18 protein-coding genes are annotated in these 17,894 nt (G+C 27.5%); 4 read left to right on the top strand and 14 right to left on the bottom strand.

All coding sequences use genetic code 11. The annotated features are described in order from the left end of the window. Positions 1-74: 74 nt before the first annotated feature. From metK to ACTTA0_RS00955, 7 genes are read right to left on the bottom strand one after another with little or no spacing between them, the layout of a single operon-like run. Positions 75-1,244, bottom strand: coding sequence for a methionine adenosyltransferase (metK, locus tag ACTTA0_RS00925; protein WP_440675560.1), 1,170 nt, complete (start codon positions 1,242-1,244; stop codon positions 75-77). Then, complete coding sequence (lnt, locus tag ACTTA0_RS00930; RefSeq protein ID WP_440675561.1) at positions 1,237-2,775, bottom strand: apolipoprotein N-acyltransferase; 1,539 nt, start codon at positions 2,773-2,775, stop codon at positions 1,237-1,239. Before lnt ends, metK begins: the two co-directional genes overlap by 8 nt. A gap of 1 nt (position 2,776) precedes the next feature. Beyond that, entirely contained in the window at positions 2,777-3,238 is a 462-nt protein-coding gene (ybeY, locus tag ACTTA0_RS00935) for an rRNA maturation RNase YbeY (RefSeq protein ID WP_440675562.1), read from the bottom strand. Further along, a complete protein-coding gene (locus ACTTA0_RS00940) occupies positions 3,231-4,226 on the bottom strand; it encodes a PhoH family protein (protein WP_440675563.1) in 996 nt (331 codons plus the stop codon). Before ACTTA0_RS00940 ends, ybeY begins: the two co-directional genes overlap by 8 nt. Before the next feature lie 3 nt (positions 4,227-4,229). Further along, positions 4,230-5,555, bottom strand: coding sequence for a tRNA (N6-isopentenyl adenosine(37)-C2)-methylthiotransferase MiaB (miaB, locus tag ACTTA0_RS00945; protein ID WP_440675564.1), 1,326 nt, complete (start codon positions 5,553-5,555; stop codon positions 4,230-4,232). A 5-nt stretch (positions 5,556-5,560) separates the two neighbouring features. Beyond that, a complete protein-coding gene (locus ACTTA0_RS00950; RefSeq protein WP_262590055.1) occupies positions 5,561-5,971 on the bottom strand; it encodes a Fur family transcriptional regulator in 411 nt (136 codons plus the stop codon). Positions 5,972-5,980: 9 nt separating this feature from the next. Next, complete coding sequence (locus ACTTA0_RS00955; RefSeq protein ID WP_440675565.1) at positions 5,981-6,367, bottom strand: peptidase M22; 387 nt, start codon at positions 6,365-6,367, stop codon at positions 5,981-5,983. 7 nt (positions 6,368-6,374) lie between these two features. On the opposite strand from ACTTA0_RS00955, the gene ACTTA0_RS00960 reads away from it, so the two are divergent. After that, the gene (locus ACTTA0_RS00960) at positions 6,375-7,376 is read left to right on the top strand and encodes a polysaccharide deacetylase family protein (protein WP_440675566.1); all 1,002 of its coding nucleotides are present in this window, start codon (positions 6,375-6,377) and stop codon (positions 7,374-7,376) included. Here ACTTA0_RS00960 and ACTTA0_RS00965 read toward each other — a convergent pair. The 4 genes from ACTTA0_RS00965 to murJ are packed head-to-tail and all read right to left on the bottom strand — an operon-like array spanning position 7,373 to position 11,578. Next, positions 7,373-8,440 (bottom strand): glucosaminidase domain-containing protein, encoded by a 1,068-nt coding sequence (locus tag ACTTA0_RS00965; protein ID WP_440675567.1) that lies wholly within the window; start codon positions 8,438-8,440, stop codon positions 7,373-7,375. The two genes, ACTTA0_RS00960 and ACTTA0_RS00965, sit on opposite strands and share 4 nt — an antisense overlap. 6 nt (positions 8,441-8,446) lie before the next feature. Next, positions 8,447-8,986: a NifU family protein gene (locus ACTTA0_RS00970; RefSeq protein WP_440675568.1), complete on the bottom strand. Its 540-nt coding sequence runs from the start codon at positions 8,984-8,986 to the stop codon at positions 8,447-8,449. 56 nt (positions 8,987-9,042) lie between these two features. Further along, positions 9,043-10,044 (bottom strand): tryptophan--tRNA ligase, encoded by a 1,002-nt coding sequence (gene trpS, locus ACTTA0_RS00975; protein ID WP_440675569.1) that lies wholly within the window; start codon positions 10,042-10,044, stop codon positions 9,043-9,045. Between the two features lie 4 nt (positions 10,045-10,048). Beyond that, on the bottom strand, positions 10,049-11,578 hold the full coding sequence (gene murJ, locus ACTTA0_RS00980) for a murein biosynthesis integral membrane protein MurJ (protein WP_440675570.1): 1,530 nt from the start codon (positions 11,576-11,578) through the stop codon (positions 10,049-10,051). 118 nt (positions 11,579-11,696) lie between these two features. Between murJ and ACTTA0_RS00985 the strand changes: the two genes are divergently transcribed. Then, complete coding sequence (locus ACTTA0_RS00985) at positions 11,697-13,985, top strand: NADP-dependent malic enzyme (RefSeq protein WP_440675571.1); 2,289 nt, start codon at positions 11,697-11,699, stop codon at positions 13,983-13,985. Here the strand turns inward: ACTTA0_RS00985 and ACTTA0_RS00990 are convergent. Together ACTTA0_RS00990 and rsmI are read right to left on the bottom strand one after the other, a co-directional pair. Further along, the gene (locus ACTTA0_RS00990; protein ID WP_440675572.1) at positions 13,982-14,578 is read right to left on the bottom strand and encodes a BON domain-containing protein; all 597 of its coding nucleotides are present in this window, start codon (positions 14,576-14,578) and stop codon (positions 13,982-13,984) included. The genes ACTTA0_RS00985 and ACTTA0_RS00990 overlap by 4 nt on opposite strands. Next, on the bottom strand, positions 14,568-15,428 hold the full coding sequence (rsmI, locus tag ACTTA0_RS00995) for a 16S rRNA (cytidine(1402)-2'-O)-methyltransferase (RefSeq protein ID WP_440675573.1): 861 nt from the start codon (positions 15,426-15,428) through the stop codon (positions 14,568-14,570). The genes ACTTA0_RS00990 and rsmI overlap by 11 nt, the downstream gene beginning before the upstream one ends. A 33-nt stretch (positions 15,429-15,461) precedes the next feature. Here rsmI and ACTTA0_RS01000 point away from each other — a divergent pair, with 33 nt between their 5' ends. Then, the gene (locus ACTTA0_RS01000; RefSeq protein ID WP_440675575.1) at positions 15,462-16,616 is read left to right on the top strand and encodes an ABC transporter substrate-binding protein; all 1,155 of its coding nucleotides are present in this window, start codon (positions 15,462-15,464) and stop codon (positions 16,614-16,616) included. Here the strand turns inward: ACTTA0_RS01000 and rdgB are convergent. Beyond that, positions 16,600-17,202 (bottom strand): RdgB/HAM1 family non-canonical purine NTP pyrophosphatase, encoded by a 603-nt coding sequence (rdgB, locus tag ACTTA0_RS01005; protein ID WP_440675576.1) that lies wholly within the window; start codon positions 17,200-17,202, stop codon positions 16,600-16,602. The two genes, ACTTA0_RS01000 and rdgB, sit on opposite strands and share 17 nt — an antisense overlap. 36 nt (positions 17,203-17,238) lie before the next feature. On the opposite strand from rdgB, the gene grpE reads away from it, so the two are divergent. Further along, a complete protein-coding gene (gene grpE / locus ACTTA0_RS01010; protein ID WP_440675578.1) occupies positions 17,239-17,892 on the top strand; it encodes a nucleotide exchange factor GrpE in 654 nt (217 codons plus the stop codon). The last annotated feature ends 2 nt before the right edge of the window (positions 17,893-17,894 follow it).

Raw genomic sequence — 17,894 nt, forward strand, 5'->3', positions numbered from 1 at the left:
TGGGCCAGAGCCCATTTTGATAATTCAACAATGTAAGGGCAATATAGTAAAGTTTTTTTTTAATTCAACTGAAACTATTTAGAAAAAACGTTGATTTTATCAGTTTTTTCCCATGAAAATGATCCATCATCTCCTGGAGTTCTGCCAAAGTGACCATAGGCTGCTGTTTTTTCATATATAGGTCTATTAAGGTTTAACATCTCTCTAATTCCTCTAGGACTGAGATCAAAATTTTCATTAATCTTTTCAACAACAAATTTGTTTTTATCTAAATCATTATCAAACAAATCAACATAAATTGATAAAGGTTTTGAAACTCCTATTGCATAAGCTAACTGTATCAAACATTTGTCTGCTATTTTTGAAGCAACAACATTTTTAGCAATGTATCTTGCTGCATAAGCGGCAGATCTATCTACTTTTGTAGGATCCTTTCCTGAAAATGCTCCTCCTCCATGGGGTGCTGCTCCACCATAGGTATCTACAATAATTTTTCTTCCTGTTAAACCGCAGTCCCCATCTGGACCACCTATTACAAAATTACCAGTTGGGTTTACATAAAACTCTTCCTCATTAAAGTCTTTAAGAAATTTTTCTGGAATTGATTTTAACATATACGGTCTTAATAATTCTCTTACCTGAGCTTGATTAACATCAGGAGAATGTTGAGATGATATAACAACAGATTTTACTTTAGTCGGTTTACCATCAACATATTCGAATGTAACTTGGCTTTTTGAGTCAGGTTCAATATTTTTTAATTTACCAGATTTTCTATCCTCGGCCATAAGTCTTAAAATTTTATGTGAATAATGAATTGGTGCAGGCATAAATACATCTGTTTCATTACATGCATAACCAAACATTATACCTTGGTCTCCTGCGCCCTCATCTTTATTTCCAGATGAGTCTACACCCATTGCAATATCAGCAGATTGAGAATGCAAATGACTTTCTATTTTTGTTACTTCTTTCCAGGTAAATCCTTCCTGATCATATCCAATATCTTTTATGCAATTCCTTACTTTTTCGATTAAATCATCTTTTTTAATCTCAGGTCCTCTTACTTCACCTGCAAGCACAACCTTGTTTGTTGTCGTTAAAGTTTCACAAGCAACTCTTGAATAAGGATCTCCAGAAATGTAACTATCAACAACCATATCAGAAATTCTATCTGATACTTTATCTGGATGTCCCTCTGAAACTGACTCACTTGTAAATAGGAAATTTTTTAAATTACTCATTTTTATTTCTATTAAATGAAAATATTAAAAAAATATACAATAAAATTGTTAAACCAAAAATTTTATTCCCATATTTAGAAAAGACTGTTGGCTGAATTTTTCTCATTTTTGTAAAATCAATATGTCCAACTTCATTAAAGTTAATTTTTTCCTCAACTATACCAAGAGGATTTACTATCGCAGCTATTCCGTTATTAGCTGACCTAATTACATATTTTCCACTTTCGATAGCTCGAAATATACTGTGAACAAAGTGTTGTTCTGGTCCTATTGATTGACCAAACCATCCATCCTCTGAAATATTCACTATTACATCAAAGTCATGATTTTTATATAATTTTCCAGAATAAATTATCTCATAACAAATTAATGGTAAAAATTTTATAGAAAATTTTTTTTGGTTTAACTCTATAATTTCCCTCTTTTGACCTTTTGAGTAGGATTGATAATTGTTAGTTAAAGATTTGAGACCTACTTTTTTTAATAAATTTTCCATGGGTAAAAATTCTCCAAATGGTACGAGATTTATTTTATTATAATAATTTAATAAATTAAGATTATGATCATAAACAGATAAAGAATTGTAATACTTAACTTGATCATTAACTTTTAATTTATTGTTGATGCCTAAAATGAGTAAATGATTTTCGTTAAAATTTTCATTAAATAAATAATCATAACTTTGAATTTGATCCTGAGAAATTCCAGGCAATATACCCTCTGGCCAAATGAAAATTATTTTCTCTTTCTTGTTTGGTGAACTAATATTTATAAGATCTTCTATAGTTGATAAAGGCCCCTCTCCTGAATAAAACCTATCCAAAGAAATATCCGTACCAACTAATCTTATTTTATAATCAAGTTTTTCAACATTATTATTGTAAAAATCCTGCTTATTTGAATATCCAAAGAAATAAAATAATAAAAATATTAAAGGTAAAATTAAGCAAAAAATTAAATCTTTTTTGTCATTCCGTAAAATGAAGAGTGCAGGACTTAAAAACAAAGTTATGCAAAATAAGTTGAAAGAATATGTGCCTATTAAAGATGTTATGCTTAGAATTTCTAAATGATTTGAAAAACTATATGCAATTAAGTTCCAAGGAAAACCTGATAAAATTGAACCTCTAATGAATTCTAGAAAACCAAAGATTACAGAAAATAATAAAATTGAACTCAAAGTTTTATTTGGTTTAAAAAAAATAAACAAATAACAAACAAAACCATAAAATAACGCAATGAAAGAAGGAACTAAAATTAGAGCAAATGGAATTAAAAATTTAAAATTTTCATCAAATGTTAATGAAATAGAGATCCAATATATATTTGTTAGAAAATATCCAAATCCAAATAACCAGCCATAGAAAAAAAATAATTTATGTTTGCTCTCTTTTTTTTTAATCAAAAAAATAAAGAATAAGCTAAAGGATAGAAAATTAATTATTAACAAATTGAAAGGTGGCAAACTTAATGAAGTTATCGCTCCAAGGAACAATAAATAAACTACATCAATATATAAATTTTTTTTCAATTTACTTAATTTTTGAGATAACTGATTTATAGATTTTTTCTTCTTCTTTTAACATTTTTAAATACTCTTTATTTTTTATGTGATCAAATCCTAACAAGTGTAAAAAACCATGAATAAATGTTTTAATTATTTTTTCTTTGAATTGTTTATCTGTTTGTGATTTTGGTTTATTCATAAAATTAAAACTAATAATTATATCTCCTAAGTAAGTTTGCTTTGATATTTTTAATATTTTGCTAGATGGAAAAGATAAAATATCAGTAGATTTATTTTTATTTCTAAATTTTTTATTTAAAATTTTAATTTTTTTGTTGTTTGAAAGAAGTAAAGATAAACTTATTTTTTTATTTAAAAATTTATATTTTTTTGGAAAAGCATTACAAATACTTTTAAAAAAAAAATCTTTTTTTTTAAGTTTTTTAGACCAAGCCTTCTCTTCTGAGAAGACGTTTAAATTAATCATTTTTAGAGTAGGCTTTTACAATTTTAGAAACCAGTGGATGTCTAACTACATCTGAATGATCAAAGTCTACAACTGAAATTTCATTTAGATGCCCCAATAATTCTTTTGATCTAACTAATCCTGACATACTTTTGTTAGGAAGATCTATCTGAGTAGGATCTCCATTAACTACAATTTTTGAATTTTCACCAATCCTTGTTAAAAACATTTTTATTTGTGTATCTGTTGCATTTTGCGCTTCATCTAATATAGCAAAAGAATTTTTTAGTGTTCTACCTCTCATAAATGCCAAAGGAGCGATTTCGATATCACCAATTTCGATCATTCTTTGTATTTTTTCAAAATCGAATAAGTCATACAAAGAGTCATATAAAGGTCTTAAATATGGATCTACTTTTTCTTTCATATCTCCAGGTAAAAAACCAAGTCTCTCACCTGCTTCAACAGCAGGCCTAGATAAAATAATTCTTTCTATTTTTTTTTCTAATAACATAGTCAAACCAACTGCCACAGCTAAAAAAGTTTTTCCTGTTCCAGCTGGACCGGCTGAGATCACAATATCACTTTGTCTTAGAGCTCTGACATAGCTTTTTTGTTTTTCGGATCTAGGAATAATTGATTTTTTTGGTGTTTTTATAATGTCAGTTACATTATTATTTTTAACCTTCTCTCTAATCATAAATTGATCAACTGATGATATAAGATCTTTATTTTCAATTGAACCATTATTTATAAATTGATTAGTTAAAAATTGAATTGCATTTTTTATTAACTCATTTTTTTGTGGATCTGATTTTATCATTATTGAATTTCCCCTAGAATACAAACTAGAATTAGTCATCTTTTCTAATTCTTTTAAATTTTTATTAAATTCTCCGGCAACACCCATGAGTAATTCATTGTTGTGAAATATTACACTTAATGAATTATTGTCTGAGTAAACAAATTTTAGAGTGGTATCAATTTTTTTTTTAATTGTATTATTCAAAGATTATGCCACCTTTTGATCTGGGTTGCTTAACAATTCTCCAAACAATGTGGTTCTATTACTATTTGTAATTTTTACTTTCACAATTTTTCCAATATGTTCTCTTTTACCATTAAAAATTACTGATGTCATATATTCAGTTCTGCCAAAAGCTTTGGATTTATCTTCAGTTAAATTTTCAACCAAAACATTGATTGTTCTATTTTCTAATTTTTTGTTCATTTGAGTTTGATTTTCAGATAATAAGTTTTGAATAAATTCTAACCTTTTCATTGAAATTTTTTTATCAATTAAATCTAGACCTTCTGCCTTTGTCCCAGGCCTTGGACTAAAAATAAATGAGTAAGAATTTATAAAATTAACTTTTTTAATTAAATCGACTGTACTTTGGAAGTCTTCTTCAGTTTCACCAGGATAACCAATAATAAAATCACTAGAAAATTCAATTGATTGATTAATTTTTTTCAATTCGTCATAAACTCTTAAATAATGATCTATTTTATGTTTTCTATTCATCAACTTTAAAATCCTATCGGATCCACTCTGGACTGGAAGATGGACTAAAGGCATTAACTTTTTAGAAACTTTATATACTTCAATTAAATCATCAGTCATATCTTTTGGATGCGAAGTTGTGTATCTAATTCTTTTTACATCTTTAATCTTTTCAATTTCTAAAATCAAATCAGATAGTCTTTTGCTATTATCATTGTAAGCATTTACATTTTGTCCTAAAAGTATGACTTCCTTTGCTCCATTATCTGACAAATAGTTTGCCTCCTCAATTATTTGATTGAATGGTCTAGAATATTCTGGTCCACGAGTATATGGAACCACACAAAAATGACAAAACTTATCACATCCTTCTTGAATAGTTAAAAAAGACGAAACCTTACCTGCTTCATTCTTTATTTTACTAAAATATTTAAATTTTGAAACAGCATCAAAATCTGTTTGTTCAATTTTTTTTCTTTTTTCAATATGATCCAGAATTGTTTCGTTAATCTTATGATAAGCTTGAGGGCCAATTACTAAATCTATATAAGGCTCACGTTTAAGCATCTCTTGGTTTTCTGCTTGAGCAACACACCCTGCAATTATTACTAATGGTTTTTTTTTGGCTCTAAAGCTTTTTTTAACTCTTCCTATTTCAGAATAAACTTTTTCTTTTGCCTTATCTCTGATGTGACAAGTGTTCAATAAATAACAGTCGGCTTCTTCTAGGTTTTCACTCTTTTGATAACCAATTTTCTTTACTGAATCAAAAATTCTATTTGAATCATATTCATTCATTTGACAACCAAACGTTTTAATGAAAATTTTTTGCATTTTATTTAGGATTTTTTTTTTATCCCATAAAGTTCAAGCTTATGATCAACTAAAGTGTAACCATATTTATCTGCTACCTTTTTTTGAAGTTTTTCGATTTCTTCATCAACAAATTCTATTATTTCACCTGACTTCACATCTATTAGATGATCATGATGTCCTTCGTTAAGCTCTTCATACCTTGCTTTTCCACCTTTAAACTCATGCTTAGTAAGTATTCCAGATTCTTCAAATAATTTTACTGTTCTGTAGACGGTAGCAATACTTATTTTATTATCAATCTTTGAAACTCTATTATAAAGTTCATCAACATCAGGATGATCGGTAGACTCTGACATGACCTGAGCAATTATCTTTCTCTGATCTGTCAATTTCACTCCTTTTGCTAAACATTTTTGTTCAATTGTTTCAGACATAATTTAATTTTAACTTATATAAATAGGGTTAATCAAATTTTTTTTAATTTTAAATTTATCGCACAAATAAGGGACATTTTCATATTTTACATCTTTTTCACCTTTAAAATCTTCTAAACTATAACAATAATAATCAATATTTTTTGCTAATTTAAGAGCCTTTACAACAGAGATAGAATTTCTAATCCCTGCAAAACTTCCTGGGCCTCTGTTTATGTATATTTTGTTAATATCCTTCAATTCAAATTTATTTAATTCTAAAAATTCTTTTATTATCAAAGTTAATTTTTCATAATTTATTTTAGTATTCTCATGAGTAATATTGTAAATATGATCATCAGCTATGATCATTAAAAAAATTTTATCTCCAGCTACATCAATTATAAGTTTATTCATTTTATCTTTGTTTTTTAGTTTTGGTTCTAAATCAGATGAAAATAATATCAAATTTTATTCAGAAGATAATGGGATTTTATCAATAATGTATCATCGTTTTAATGAACATAAATACCCATCAACTAATATTAATATGGAGGTATTTAAGAAGCACTTAGAAATTGTTAAAAATTCTAAATATAATTTTCTTAATCCTAATGAATTTGACTCAAAATTTAAAACTTCAAAATCAAAAAAAGAAGTTTTGATAACAATTGATGATGCATTTGAGTCATTTTACAATGAAGCTTGGCCACATTTAAGAGATAACAAAATTCCATTTATACTTTTTGTTTCAACAGAACCAGTTGGAAACAAGGGTTATATGACCTGGGATCAAATTAGAGAAATTGATGCAGTAGATTTTTCTTTAATTGGACATCATTCTCATAGCCACGAATACCTAATTGAAGAAACTGAGGAAAATTTTATTTTAGATATTGAAACTGCAAACAAAATTTTTAAACAAGAACTTAATTATATTCCTGATTTGTTCTCTTATCCATTTGGTGAATATTCTAAATTTATGAGAGATTATATTTCTCAAAACTTTAAATACGCATTTGGTCAACATTCAGGGGTTATTGATCTTAATAAAAATAAATTTGAATTGCCAAGATTTCCGATAAATGAAAAATATGGAGAGCTTAAAAGATTTAAATCTATAATTAATTATTATCCTTTAGAATATAAAAGTTTATCTCCAAGTGAAAAACAGCTTACAATAAATAATAATCCACCAAATTTTAAAGTTGAATTTTTTAAAGAACAAAAAAATTTAAACAATATTACATGCTATTCCAACGAAGGAGATAAGTGGGATAAATCTAAAACTAATTTATCTAATCAAATCTTAACTATTGAATTTAGAGAACCTTTTAAACCTAGAAGAGGTAGGATAAACTGTTCTTTAAATGATAACGGCAAATGGAGATGGTTTGGAGTTCAATTTCCAATCAAGAAAAATTAAATTAAGCTTTCTAAATCCTTACTAGATGGCAACAATCTTGCCTCATCAAAATCTTTCAATTTATTTTGATTAATTATTTTTTGTAGTACTTCAATGTACTGATTTCCTGTTTCTGCATATTTATCTAAATGTTTAGATAATATTATACTATCAAGCGGTTTATCATTGCTTCTTAGCTCACTTCTAGCTTTTCTTAAATTTATGTAAGATTTATGAGTATTTAAATTTCTTAAATATGCTCTCACAGATAGTTGTAAGCTATTAAATTTCATGACCTTATGAGTCTCGCTTTTGTCAGCTTCTTTGGGTTTTAAACCTTCACCTGACCATGTCCATTGACCAAATAAAGCATTTCCTTTTCTTGCAAATCTTGAAGTTCCCCAACCTGTTTCTTTTGCTGCTTGTGCAATTGCTAACGAAGCTGGAATTTCATCCATTCTTACCTTTAATGATGAAAAATCATTTTGCCTAACACCATATTGCTTAAATTTTTTCTCAAGCCATTTTTTTTCGATATCAGTATTGCTACTTTTATTTAAAATCGTAAATAGTCTTTTTCTATCTATTCTAATTTTAGTGTTTTCTTTAACAATCAATGGGAGGATTATTTTAATAAACATATCCTTTTTTTTCTTTGAACTAGAGATGTCATTTATTTCGTTTGGAAGAAGTCCTATATCGATAGGCTTTACTAGTTTATTTTCCCTCACATCTTTTAAGTTATAGTTTACCTCTTTAAATAATGAATTAATTTCTGAAGTTGTATACCTGACTAAATTAATTTCTGAATTATTTTCCTCTAAGATATCATAAAGTAAATCCATCTCATCTACTTCACCTGAGATATCTTCTTCAATTAAACCATTTGTATTAAGTTTTTTTAATAAAAGATTTTTAGAATTATTTGTGAATTCTTTATGATTAAAATTTTTTTCAGCAAAGTTAATAAACATCGGAGTTACATAAAAAAATGAGATTAAAAAAATCCCACTTAACATAAATCTAGAAATAGAATTAATACTTTTATTTTTACTAAATTGAAATTTGATTAAATTTTTTTTCATAAACTTTTATATCGCAACAACTTCTTTTACCTCTGGAAGATAATGACATAGAAGATTTTGTACTCCTTGCTTTAATGTCATTGTTGAACTTGGGCAGCCTGAACAACTTCCTTGTAATTGTACTTTTACTATTCCGTCTTTGAATTCTTTAAATTTTATATCACCACCATCTCTTGCAACTGCAGGTCTAATTTTTTGGTCTAAAATTTTTACAATTTTTTCCTCAATTTCACTCAAATTGTTATTTTTTTCCTCTTCATTTTCATCAATGACGTATTCTTTACCATCTAAATAAAAATCGTTTATTAATGAAATAACAATATGTTTAATTTCGTCCCATTTAATTTGATCATTTTTGTTTACTGAAATAAAATCCTGTCCTAAAAAAATACCCTCTACCCCATTGACTGATAAGATATTTCTGACCAAATCATTATTTATTTGATCTTTATTTGTGATTTCGTAGGGACCACTATTTGATACTTTCTTCCCAGGAAGAAATTTCAAAGAGTTAGGGTTTGGCGTTATTTCTGTTTTTACAAACATGCTGTAAATATATATAGAGCTTATTTCTAAAATTTAAACTTGATATTTAAATTATATTAAAATCCAAGTATTTCTTTAATTCTATCTATCTTTTTTGATGCAATTAAGTTTGCTTTTTCAACTCCTTCTAGAAGGATTTTATCTAAATAAGGTTGATCATTTAAAAGTTTTTTTATTTCTAAAGATATAGGTTCAATCTTTTTAACCAATAAATCAGAAAGTTGATTTTTAAATTCAGAAAAATTTTTACCTGAAAAATTTTCGACTGTATTATGTAAAGTTGAATTATTTAAACTAGAATATATGCCAAGAAGGTTTTTTGCCTCTAACCTCTCATTTAATTCTTCGATACTACTTGGCATTGGTAACGGATCAGTTTTTGCTTTTTTTATTTTATTTACAATTGCATCTCTGTCATCTGTTAAATTAATTCTGCTTAAATCTGATAATTCAGATTTGCTCATCTTTTTTGATCCATCTTTTAAACTCATAATTCTAGAAAATTCTTTTTGAATTAAAGGTTCAGGTACTTGCAAAAAGTTATCTTGATCAAAATCGTTATTAAACTTTTGAGCAATATCTCTACATAGCTCGAGATGTTGTTTTTGATCATCACCAACGGGGACATGAGACGCATCGTACAAAAGAATATCTGCTGCCATTAAAACAGGATATGAGTACAGTCCAACGCTTGCTTTTTCTTTATCTTTACCTGCTTTTTCCTTGAATTGCGTCATTCTATTTAACCAACCCATTCGAGCAACACAGCTCAAAATCCAAGCTCCCTCTGAATGAGCTGCTACACCAGATTGATTAAAAATAATACTTTTTTTAGGATCAATTCCACTTGCTATAAAAGTAGCTACGGTCTCTCGAATATTATTTTTTAGCTCTTTTGGATCTTGTTTAACTGTAATTGCATGCAGATCAACCACACAGAAGATACAATCATTATCAACGTCATTATTAAGGTCTACAAAATTTTTGATTGCACCCAAATAATTACCGAGATGAAGATTGCCTGTTGGCTGAACACCAGAAAATATTTTTTTACCCATATTTTTAATAGTTTATTTTAATATCACTAATTTTAAAAGCCTTGATGAAATAACAAATAAATATGTAAAAGAACAGTGCAAATAATACGCTTAAGATTAAATAAATTGATTTAAAACTATAATAAAATGAAAGTTGATTTTCAAAAAAGTTTAATAGAAAATTAAAGAATAATCCCATTAAAATTGATGCAAAAATTATTTTAAAGAAATTTAAAAAAAAGTTATTTTGAAAATAGAATAAATTATTATTTTTTAAGTATATAAATAATATTACTGCATTAAACCACGATGAAATTGAAGTTGCGATTGGAATTATAATAAAACCTATTTTGTTAAAATAATAAATGCTAATCAAAATGTTTAAAAGTACCGAAATTAACGAAATATAAAATGGTATTTTTGTATTATGATTGGCAAATAAAAAACTTGAAAAAACTTTTATCAAAGCAAAAGCCGGTAAACCTAAAGCAAAATAAAATAAAGCAAGACTTGAGTTAACAACAGATTCTTTATTAAAGTTACCATAACCAAACAACGCTGAAATTATTTCCTCTGAAGCAATCACTAAAGCTATCGTTGCTGGAATGCTTAAAAATAAACTCAACTCTAAAGCTTTGTTTTGAATAAGAGAAATTTTTTCTTCATTTTTAGAATCTATAAACCTTGAAAGTTGTGGTAGAATCACAACTCCAATAGCAATACCAGCTATAGCTAGATTAATCTGATAAATTCTGTCTGCGTAATAAAGATAAGAAACTGCGCTAGCTTGAAAAGAAGCAATAATTGTTCCAACCAAAATATTGATTTGCGTCACGCCAGATGAAAAAATGCTCGGTAATAGTTTTTTGAAAAAAAACTTTACTTTTTCATCACTTGCTAACTTAAAATTAAATTTAAATGAAAAAAATCTTTTAACAAAATAATATAAAAAAATTAATTGTAAGAATCCTGCTAAAGATACACCATAAGATAAATAGTAAACAAGCTCATCACCTAAAGCTTTAGAAAAAAATAAAACAATAATTAAAATAACATTTAATAGAATTGGTGCTGCTGAAGCTGCAGCAAATTTATTATGAGAATTTAATATTGCAGAAAAAAAAGATGCTAAACTAATAAATAACAAAAAAGGAAAAGTAATCCTTGTTAAACTAATAGCTAAATCCATTTTTTCTAGATCATCTACAAAACCTGGGGCAATAATTGATACAAATCCAGGCATAAAAATCTGAACGACTATTGTTAAAATTAAGAGACCTAAAAATAAAAGATTAAAAATATTATTTGCAAAATCGTTTGCAGATTTTTTTGCTTTGTTCATTTCAGAAGTATAACTAGGTACAAAGGCTGCATTGAAAGTTCCTTCTGAGAATAGTCTTCTAAATGTATTTGGAATTCGAAATGCTACAAAAAAAGCATCTGCCAACAAACCTGTTCCAAGAAATATTGCAATTAATATATCTCTAATATATCCAAGCAATCTGCTAATGATGGTATAAAAGCCAAATGTGCCTGTTGACTTAATTAAGTTCATAAATCATATTAGTCTTAATTTTACCCTAATTGTATAGTTATTATCAGAATATATAGATCAAATATTCCAAATAATAAAAAATATAAAATAGATAAAGTTTGTATTCAGTTTAATAAAAATGAAAAAAACAAAGATTGATCATTACACAGATAAAGAAGCTTTAGATTTTCATAAGGATAAGAAACCTGGCAAGATCGAAATAATTTCTTCAAAGAACATGACCACTAAAAGAGACCTTGCTCTTGCTTATTCTCCAGGAGTTGCTGCCCCAGTTAAAAAAATAAGTGAGGATCCAGAAGCCGCTTATGATTATACAAGTAAAGGAAATTTAGTAGCCGTAATTAGTAATGGTTCTGCAATTTTAGGATTGGGCAACTTAGGGGCATTAGCCTCTAAACCAGTTATGGAAGGAAAAGCAGTACTATTTAAAAGGTTTGCAGATATAGATTCGATTGATTTAGAAATAGACTGTAAAGACGCTGAAGAAATTATCAATTCAATTAAAAACTTTGCTCCGAGTTTTGGAGGAATAAATTTAGAGGATATAGCTGCACCAGATTGTTTTATCATTGAGCAAAAACTTAAAGAAATATTAGATATTCCAGTATTTCATGATGATCAACATGGAACAGCGATTATCACAACCGCTGCTTTGCTGAATGCACTCGACATAAATGGAAAATCTATTAAAGATATAAAAGTCGTTGTTAATGGTGCTGGTGCATCCGCTCAAGCATGTACAGAATTATTTATTAACTCAGGTGTTAAATCTGAAAATGTAATAATGCTAGATCGAAAAGGTGTGATTTATAAAGGAAGAGCGGGAGGTATAGATCAATGGAAATCGAGATTTGCAATTAATACAGATTTAAGAACTTTAAATGATGCAATTAAAGGAGCTGATGTTTTCTTAGGATTATCCTCAAAAGGTGTTTTGAAAAAAGAAATGGTTAAAAGCATGTCTAAAAATCCTATAATATTTGCATGCGCAAATCCTGATCCAGAGATTACACCAGAAGAAATAAATGAAGTAAGAGATGATGCAATTATTGCAACTGGAAGATCAGATTATCCCAATCAAGTAAATAATTTAATTGGATTTCCTTACATATTCAGAGGTGCACTAGATGTAAGATCAAAAACAATTAATGAAGAAATGAAAGTTGCTGCTGCTGAAGCTATAGCAAAACTTGCTAGAGAAGATGTCCCAGATGAAGTTGTAGCGGCTATGGGAGGAGAAAGACCTCATTACGGCAAAGATTATATAATTCCATCAACTTTTGATCCAAGATTAATTAGTGTTATTCCTGCTGCTGTAGCCAAAGCAGCAATCGAAAGTGGAGTTGCTAGAAAAAAAATTGATAACTTTGAAAATTATAAAGAGCAACTAAAACAAAGATTAGACCCGACAGTTACAATTATGCAAGGTATAAACTCTTTCATTAAAAAGAGTCAAAAAAGAATTGTTTTTGCAGATGGGGAAGATGAAAATACTTTAAAAGCTGCAATAGCATTTAAAAATTCAAAACTTGGTATTCCAATTTTAGTTGGTAAAGAAAGTAAAATTAAAGAGCAGATTAAAAATATAGGTTACAGCGAAAATTTTGATATTGAAATCACCAATTCAAAAGACGACGAAAAAAGAAAAAAATATGTAAATCATCTATTCAAAAAACTTCAAAGAGAACAAGGTTTATTAGAACGAGATTGTGATCGAATGGTCAGAAACGATAGAGTTGTCTGGGCTACTAGCATGGTTGCTTGTGGAGATGCGGATGGTGCAGTTACAGGAAATACTAGACGTTTTGGAGCATCTCTTGAAAAAATTAAACAAGTTGTTGATGTTAGAAAAGGTGAAATAATGTTTGGACTAAACATGGTTGTCAATAAAGGAAAAACTATTTTCATTGCAGATACAAGCGTTCATGAATACCCTACATCAGAAGAAATGGCAGAAATAGCAATTTCTGCAGCTAGAGTAGTAAGACTTTTTGGAATTGATCCAAAAATAGCATTTGTTTCACACTCCACATTCGGACAACCTTTGACAAGTAGAACAAAACATATTCGTACGGCAGTAGATATTTTAAAAGATAAACAAGTTGATTTTGAATTTGACGGTGATATGCAGCCTGATGTAGCTCTAAATCCTGATTATGAAGAACTTTATCCTTTTGCAAAAATAGTGGGTAAAGCAAATATCCTAATAATGCCTGGACAACATAGTGCAGCAATATCTTATAAACTAATGAAAACTTTAGGTGATGCTAAAGTTATAGGACCCTTATTAATTGGTCTTGGATTACCAATTGAGATAGCTCCACTTAGATCTTCAACATCTGAAATCATTAATTTAGCATCAATTGCTGCTTATTCATCTGAGGTAATTGAATATAAAAATGATTAATTTTTTTGAATTCTCAAGTCTTCAAGTAATAAAATACTTGCCACAACATCTTCAACGTCTAGAATTTCTTTTGCTTCACTAATAACCATTTCTTTTTCTTCTTCAGTTAAAGCTATTCCATAAACATAAATTTTCTTTTTATAGGTATCAATTTGATAATTTGTTGCTTTGATATTTTTATTAACTATTAGAGCTGTTCTTAATTGAGACGTAATAAGTAGATCTTTTGCTGATTGCTTAAAGTTAAATTCTTCATTTATTTTAATGTCGTTTCTTACAGATCTTGCACCTTTTGTTTCCCAAGCGATTTTAGTAATTTTCAATTTTTCTTCTGGTGCATCAACTTTTCCAGTAATAAATATTCTTCCATCCAAAACTTTAGTTTTAACTTTTAAAAAATGTTTTTTATCCATAGTAAGTATTTTACTTGAAATTGTTTTTTGCATAATTGAATCATCTATTTGTGTTCCAACTGTTCTTGGATCAATTGCAATTGATACTCCAGTTCCAAATAAACCAGATGAGCTAACTCCTGGTACACAGCCCGATAAAGTAATAGATAATAAAATAATTATTAAAAGTTTAATTTTCATTTTTTAATTTTAAACAAAAATTATAAACCACTTTTTTGGGAATATTTTTATCGCTACATATTAAATCTGTAATTTCTTTTGTAGTTAATTTGTTAATCATTTTCTTAATCAAATTAATATCTGATTCACTAAGCTTTTGTGAAGCTTTTTCTTCTTTTTTTTCAGAAATAACTATTGTTAATTCGCCTTTTAATTCATTGTTAAACAATTCCAATTCATCAATATTTTTTCTAATATACTCCTCATATAACTTAGACAGCTCTCTACAGAAGACTATTTTTCTTCCATTAAAAAATTTTTTAAATGCTGGAATAAGTCTATTTATTTTTTTTGATGATGAAAAAAAAACTAAACTGTGATTGAAGTTTGATAGTTTTTTAAATTCATCTTCAATTTGATTTTTTTTTTCTGGTAAAAAACCATAAAATAAAAACTTATCCGAAAACCCACTTGCTGCAATAGCAGTTGTTACCGCGGATGGTCCTGGTATTGAAAATATATTGATATTATTTTTTATACATTCATTTACTAACACCAAACCAGGGTCCGAAATACTTGGTGTTCCTGCATCAGATATGAGTGAAATTAATTTACCTGATTTTAAATATTCAATTATCTGTAATGTATTTTTTTTTTCATTAAATTTATGATTTGAAATCAATTTTGATTTAATTTGATATTTTCCTAATAAATTTTTAGAAATGCGTGTATCCTCACAAAGTATATAATCTGATTTTTCCAGAACCTCTAATGATCTAAATGATATATCTTTTAAATTACCTATTGGTGTTGCTACTAAATAAAGCCCATTTTTATAATCATTTGATTTAAATTGTGGTTTTGTGATCATAATTCAGCTTAAAAATTATATAATAACACCAAAATGAAAAAGATTATCAAAATTATTTCTATTTCTTTACTTCTCTTATTCTTAAATTTCTTAAATTTAGTTTATGCCAATGAAAAAATAAAAATTGGACTGTTGGTTCCGATGACTGGAGAAAATAAAGATCTAGGATCGTCTATTATTAAAGCTGTAAGTTTAGCTGTCAAAGATATTAATAATGATTTAATTGAAATTTATCCAAAAGATACCGGGACAAGAGCTAACCAAACTCTTAAGTCTGCTTTTGAATTAAAACAAATGGGAATAAAAATTATTATTGGACCAATATTTCATGAGAGCTTAACTTATTTGGATGAGATGGAAGATTTAACTTTTTTATCTTTAACAAATAAGACTTTGGATTTGCCTAAAAATGTAATTTCTGCTGGAATAAATTCTACTTCACAGTTTAATACTATAAAAAAATTTTTAGATGAAAATAATTTAGAAAAAAATCTTTTTTTAACACCAATTCAGAACTTTGAGTTTGAAGTAAAAGATGGTTTTAAGAATTCCAAAATAAAAGTTTTTAAAAATTTTGAATATAATACTGAACCAACAAAACTTACAAAACAAATTGAAGAAATAACTAAATACAAAATTAGAAAACAAAATCTAGCGGATGAAATAAAAAGAATTCAGGAGTCAAATGAACCAAACAAGGAAAGAAAAATAAAAAACTTGGAAAAAAAATATACAATTGGAAATGTTGATTTTGATGCTGTTGTTATATCTGATTTTGATGAAAGTCTTAAGAGTGTTGCAACTTCATTACTTTATACTGACGTGTCACCAAAAAATAAATACTTTATAACTCTTAACCAGTGGTTTGATGAAAGTTTAATAGAAGAAACAAATATTCAACCAATTTACTATCCATCAATTAATAAAGAAAATTTTGAAGATTATAAAATCAAATATTTTAATGCTTTTAATCAAAACCCATCCCATCTATCGCTGTTAAGTTATGATTTGGTTGGTTTAGTATATTATCTTTCATTAAAATCGGATCTTTCAAAAATGGATAAATTATTTAAGAAAAAAAATTCATTTAAAGGTAAGATAGGAATTTTTGATATTAAAGATAACAAAATTAACCACAGATTAAATTTTTATAAAATAGAAGATAAAAAACTTACAAAAATCTTTTAAGCTTTTTGAAAGCTTGATAACGATGGTCCATTTTATATTTTTGAGATGGTTTCATTTCACCAAATGTTTTAGATTTTTTTAGTGGAATAAAAATTGGATCATAACCAAATCCATTTTTTCCCTTTGGCTCATTTGATATTCGACCCTCAACTTTGCCTAATACACAAGTAATTTTTTTATTTAAATGCGAGATTGATAAAGCACAAACAAATCTTGCTTTAATTTTTTTATTTTTCCAATTCTTATCTTTTTTATCTAACTCTCTAAATACTTTTTTAATAGCTTTATTAAAATCCGCTGATTTTCCTCCCCATCGTGCAGAATAGATTCCAGGTCTTTTGTCTAAATGATCTATCTCCAAACCAGAGTCATCAGCCAAACATATTAGACCAGTCTTTTTAGAGAAATGTTTTGATTTAATTAAGGAATTTTCCTCAAAAGTTTTTCCATTTTCAGCAGGACTTTTAAGTTTAAAATCAGAAGTAGAGTAAATTTTGATATAATTTGGCAATAAACTCCTAATTTCTCTCAATTTACCCTTGTTGTTAGTGCCAATGAGTAATCGTTTAATTTTTTGTTTAGACATCTAGAAATAATTAAATTCCTTACCATATATGAGCATATGGAAAAAGAAGAAAACCAAAACAATGCTCCACAAGACAAAAATCAGAATTTAGAAGAAGAAACAGAAAAACGTGAGGAAAGCTCAGTAGGTGAAAATAAACAAGAAACACTTCAGGAAACCAAAGAAGAGATTAAAGAACTAACTCCAGAAGAAAAAATTGCAGAACTAGAAGATAAACTGGCACGAACTTTTGCTGAAATGGAAAATCAAAGAAGAAGGTTTGAAAAAGAAAAAGAGGATGCGTTTGAGTATGGAGGTTCTAGCTTTGCTAAAGAAGCATTAAATTTAATTGATAACTTAGATCGTTCTAAACATGTTTTAGAAAGCGATGACAAGTTAAAAGAAACAGACGCTTTAAAGAAGACACTGGAACATTTAAATATAATAAAGAAAGATTTAATTTCTATTTTTGAAAAAAATAATATTAAACCAATTGATTGTATTAACAAAAAACTAGATCCTAACTTTCATCAAGCAATGATGGAGATTGAAGATGACACTAAAGAAGCTGGTACAATTGTTCAAGAAATTCAAAAAGGCTTCACTATTAAAGATAGACTTCTAAGACCTTCATTGGTTGGTGTTTCAAAAAAAGTAACTAAAAAAGAGGAAAAAACTGAACAAAATCAAGAGAATTCAGGAGATAAATAATA

The organism is Candidatus Pelagibacter sp. HIMB1593 (assembly GCF_052047755.1).
GTDB lineage: Bacteria > Pseudomonadota > Alphaproteobacteria > Pelagibacterales > Pelagibacteraceae > Pelagibacter.

Bases quoted from the DNA above. Each gene is read 5' to 3' on its own strand.
- metK (WP_440675560.1), bottom strand. From the start codon at position 1,244: ATGAGTAATTTAAAAAATTTCCTATTTACAAGTGAGTCAGTTTCAGAG.
- ybeY (WP_440675562.1), bottom strand. From the start codon at position 3,238: ATGATTAATTTAAACGTCTTCTCAGAAGAGAAGGCTTGGTCTAAAAAA.
- miaB (WP_440675564.1), bottom strand. From the start codon at position 5,555: ATGCAAAAAATTTTCATTAAAACGTTTGGTTGTCAAATGAATGAATAT.
- ACTTA0_RS00950 (WP_262590055.1), bottom strand. From the start codon at position 5,971: ATGTCTGAAACAATTGAACAAAAATGTTTAGCAAAAGGAGTGAAATTG.
- ACTTA0_RS00955 (WP_440675565.1), bottom strand. From the start codon at position 6,367: ATGAATAAACTTATAATTGATGTAGCTGGAGATAAAATTTTTTTAATG.
- ACTTA0_RS00965 (WP_440675567.1), bottom strand. From the start codon at position 8,440: ATGAAAAAAAATTTAATCAAATTTCAATTTAGTAAAAATAAAAGTATT.
- ACTTA0_RS00970 (WP_440675568.1), bottom strand. From the start codon at position 8,986: ATGTTTGTAAAAACAGAAATAACGCCAAACCCTAACTCTTTGAAATTT.
- trpS (WP_440675569.1), bottom strand. From the start codon at position 10,044: ATGGGTAAAAAAATATTTTCTGGTGTTCAGCCAACAGGCAATCTTCAT.
- murJ (WP_440675570.1), bottom strand. From the start codon at position 11,578: ATGAACTTAATTAAGTCAACAGGCACATTTGGCTTTTATACCATCATT.
- ACTTA0_RS00985 (WP_440675571.1), top strand. From the start codon at position 11,697: ATGAAAAAAACAAAGATTGATCATTACACAGATAAAGAAGCTTTAGAT.
- ACTTA0_RS00990 (WP_440675572.1), bottom strand. From the start codon at position 14,578: ATGAAAATTAAACTTTTAATAATTATTTTATTATCTATTACTTTATCG.
- rsmI (WP_440675573.1), bottom strand. From the start codon at position 15,428: ATGATCACAAAACCACAATTTAAATCAAATGATTATAAAAATGGGCTT.
- ACTTA0_RS01000 (WP_440675575.1), top strand. From the start codon at position 15,462: ATGAAAAAGATTATCAAAATTATTTCTATTTCTTTACTTCTCTTATTC.
- rdgB (WP_440675576.1), bottom strand. From the start codon at position 17,202: ATGTCTAAACAAAAAATTAAACGATTACTCATTGGCACTAACAACAAG.
- grpE (WP_440675578.1), top strand. From the start codon at position 17,239: ATGGAAAAAGAAGAAAACCAAAACAATGCTCCACAAGACAAAAATCAG.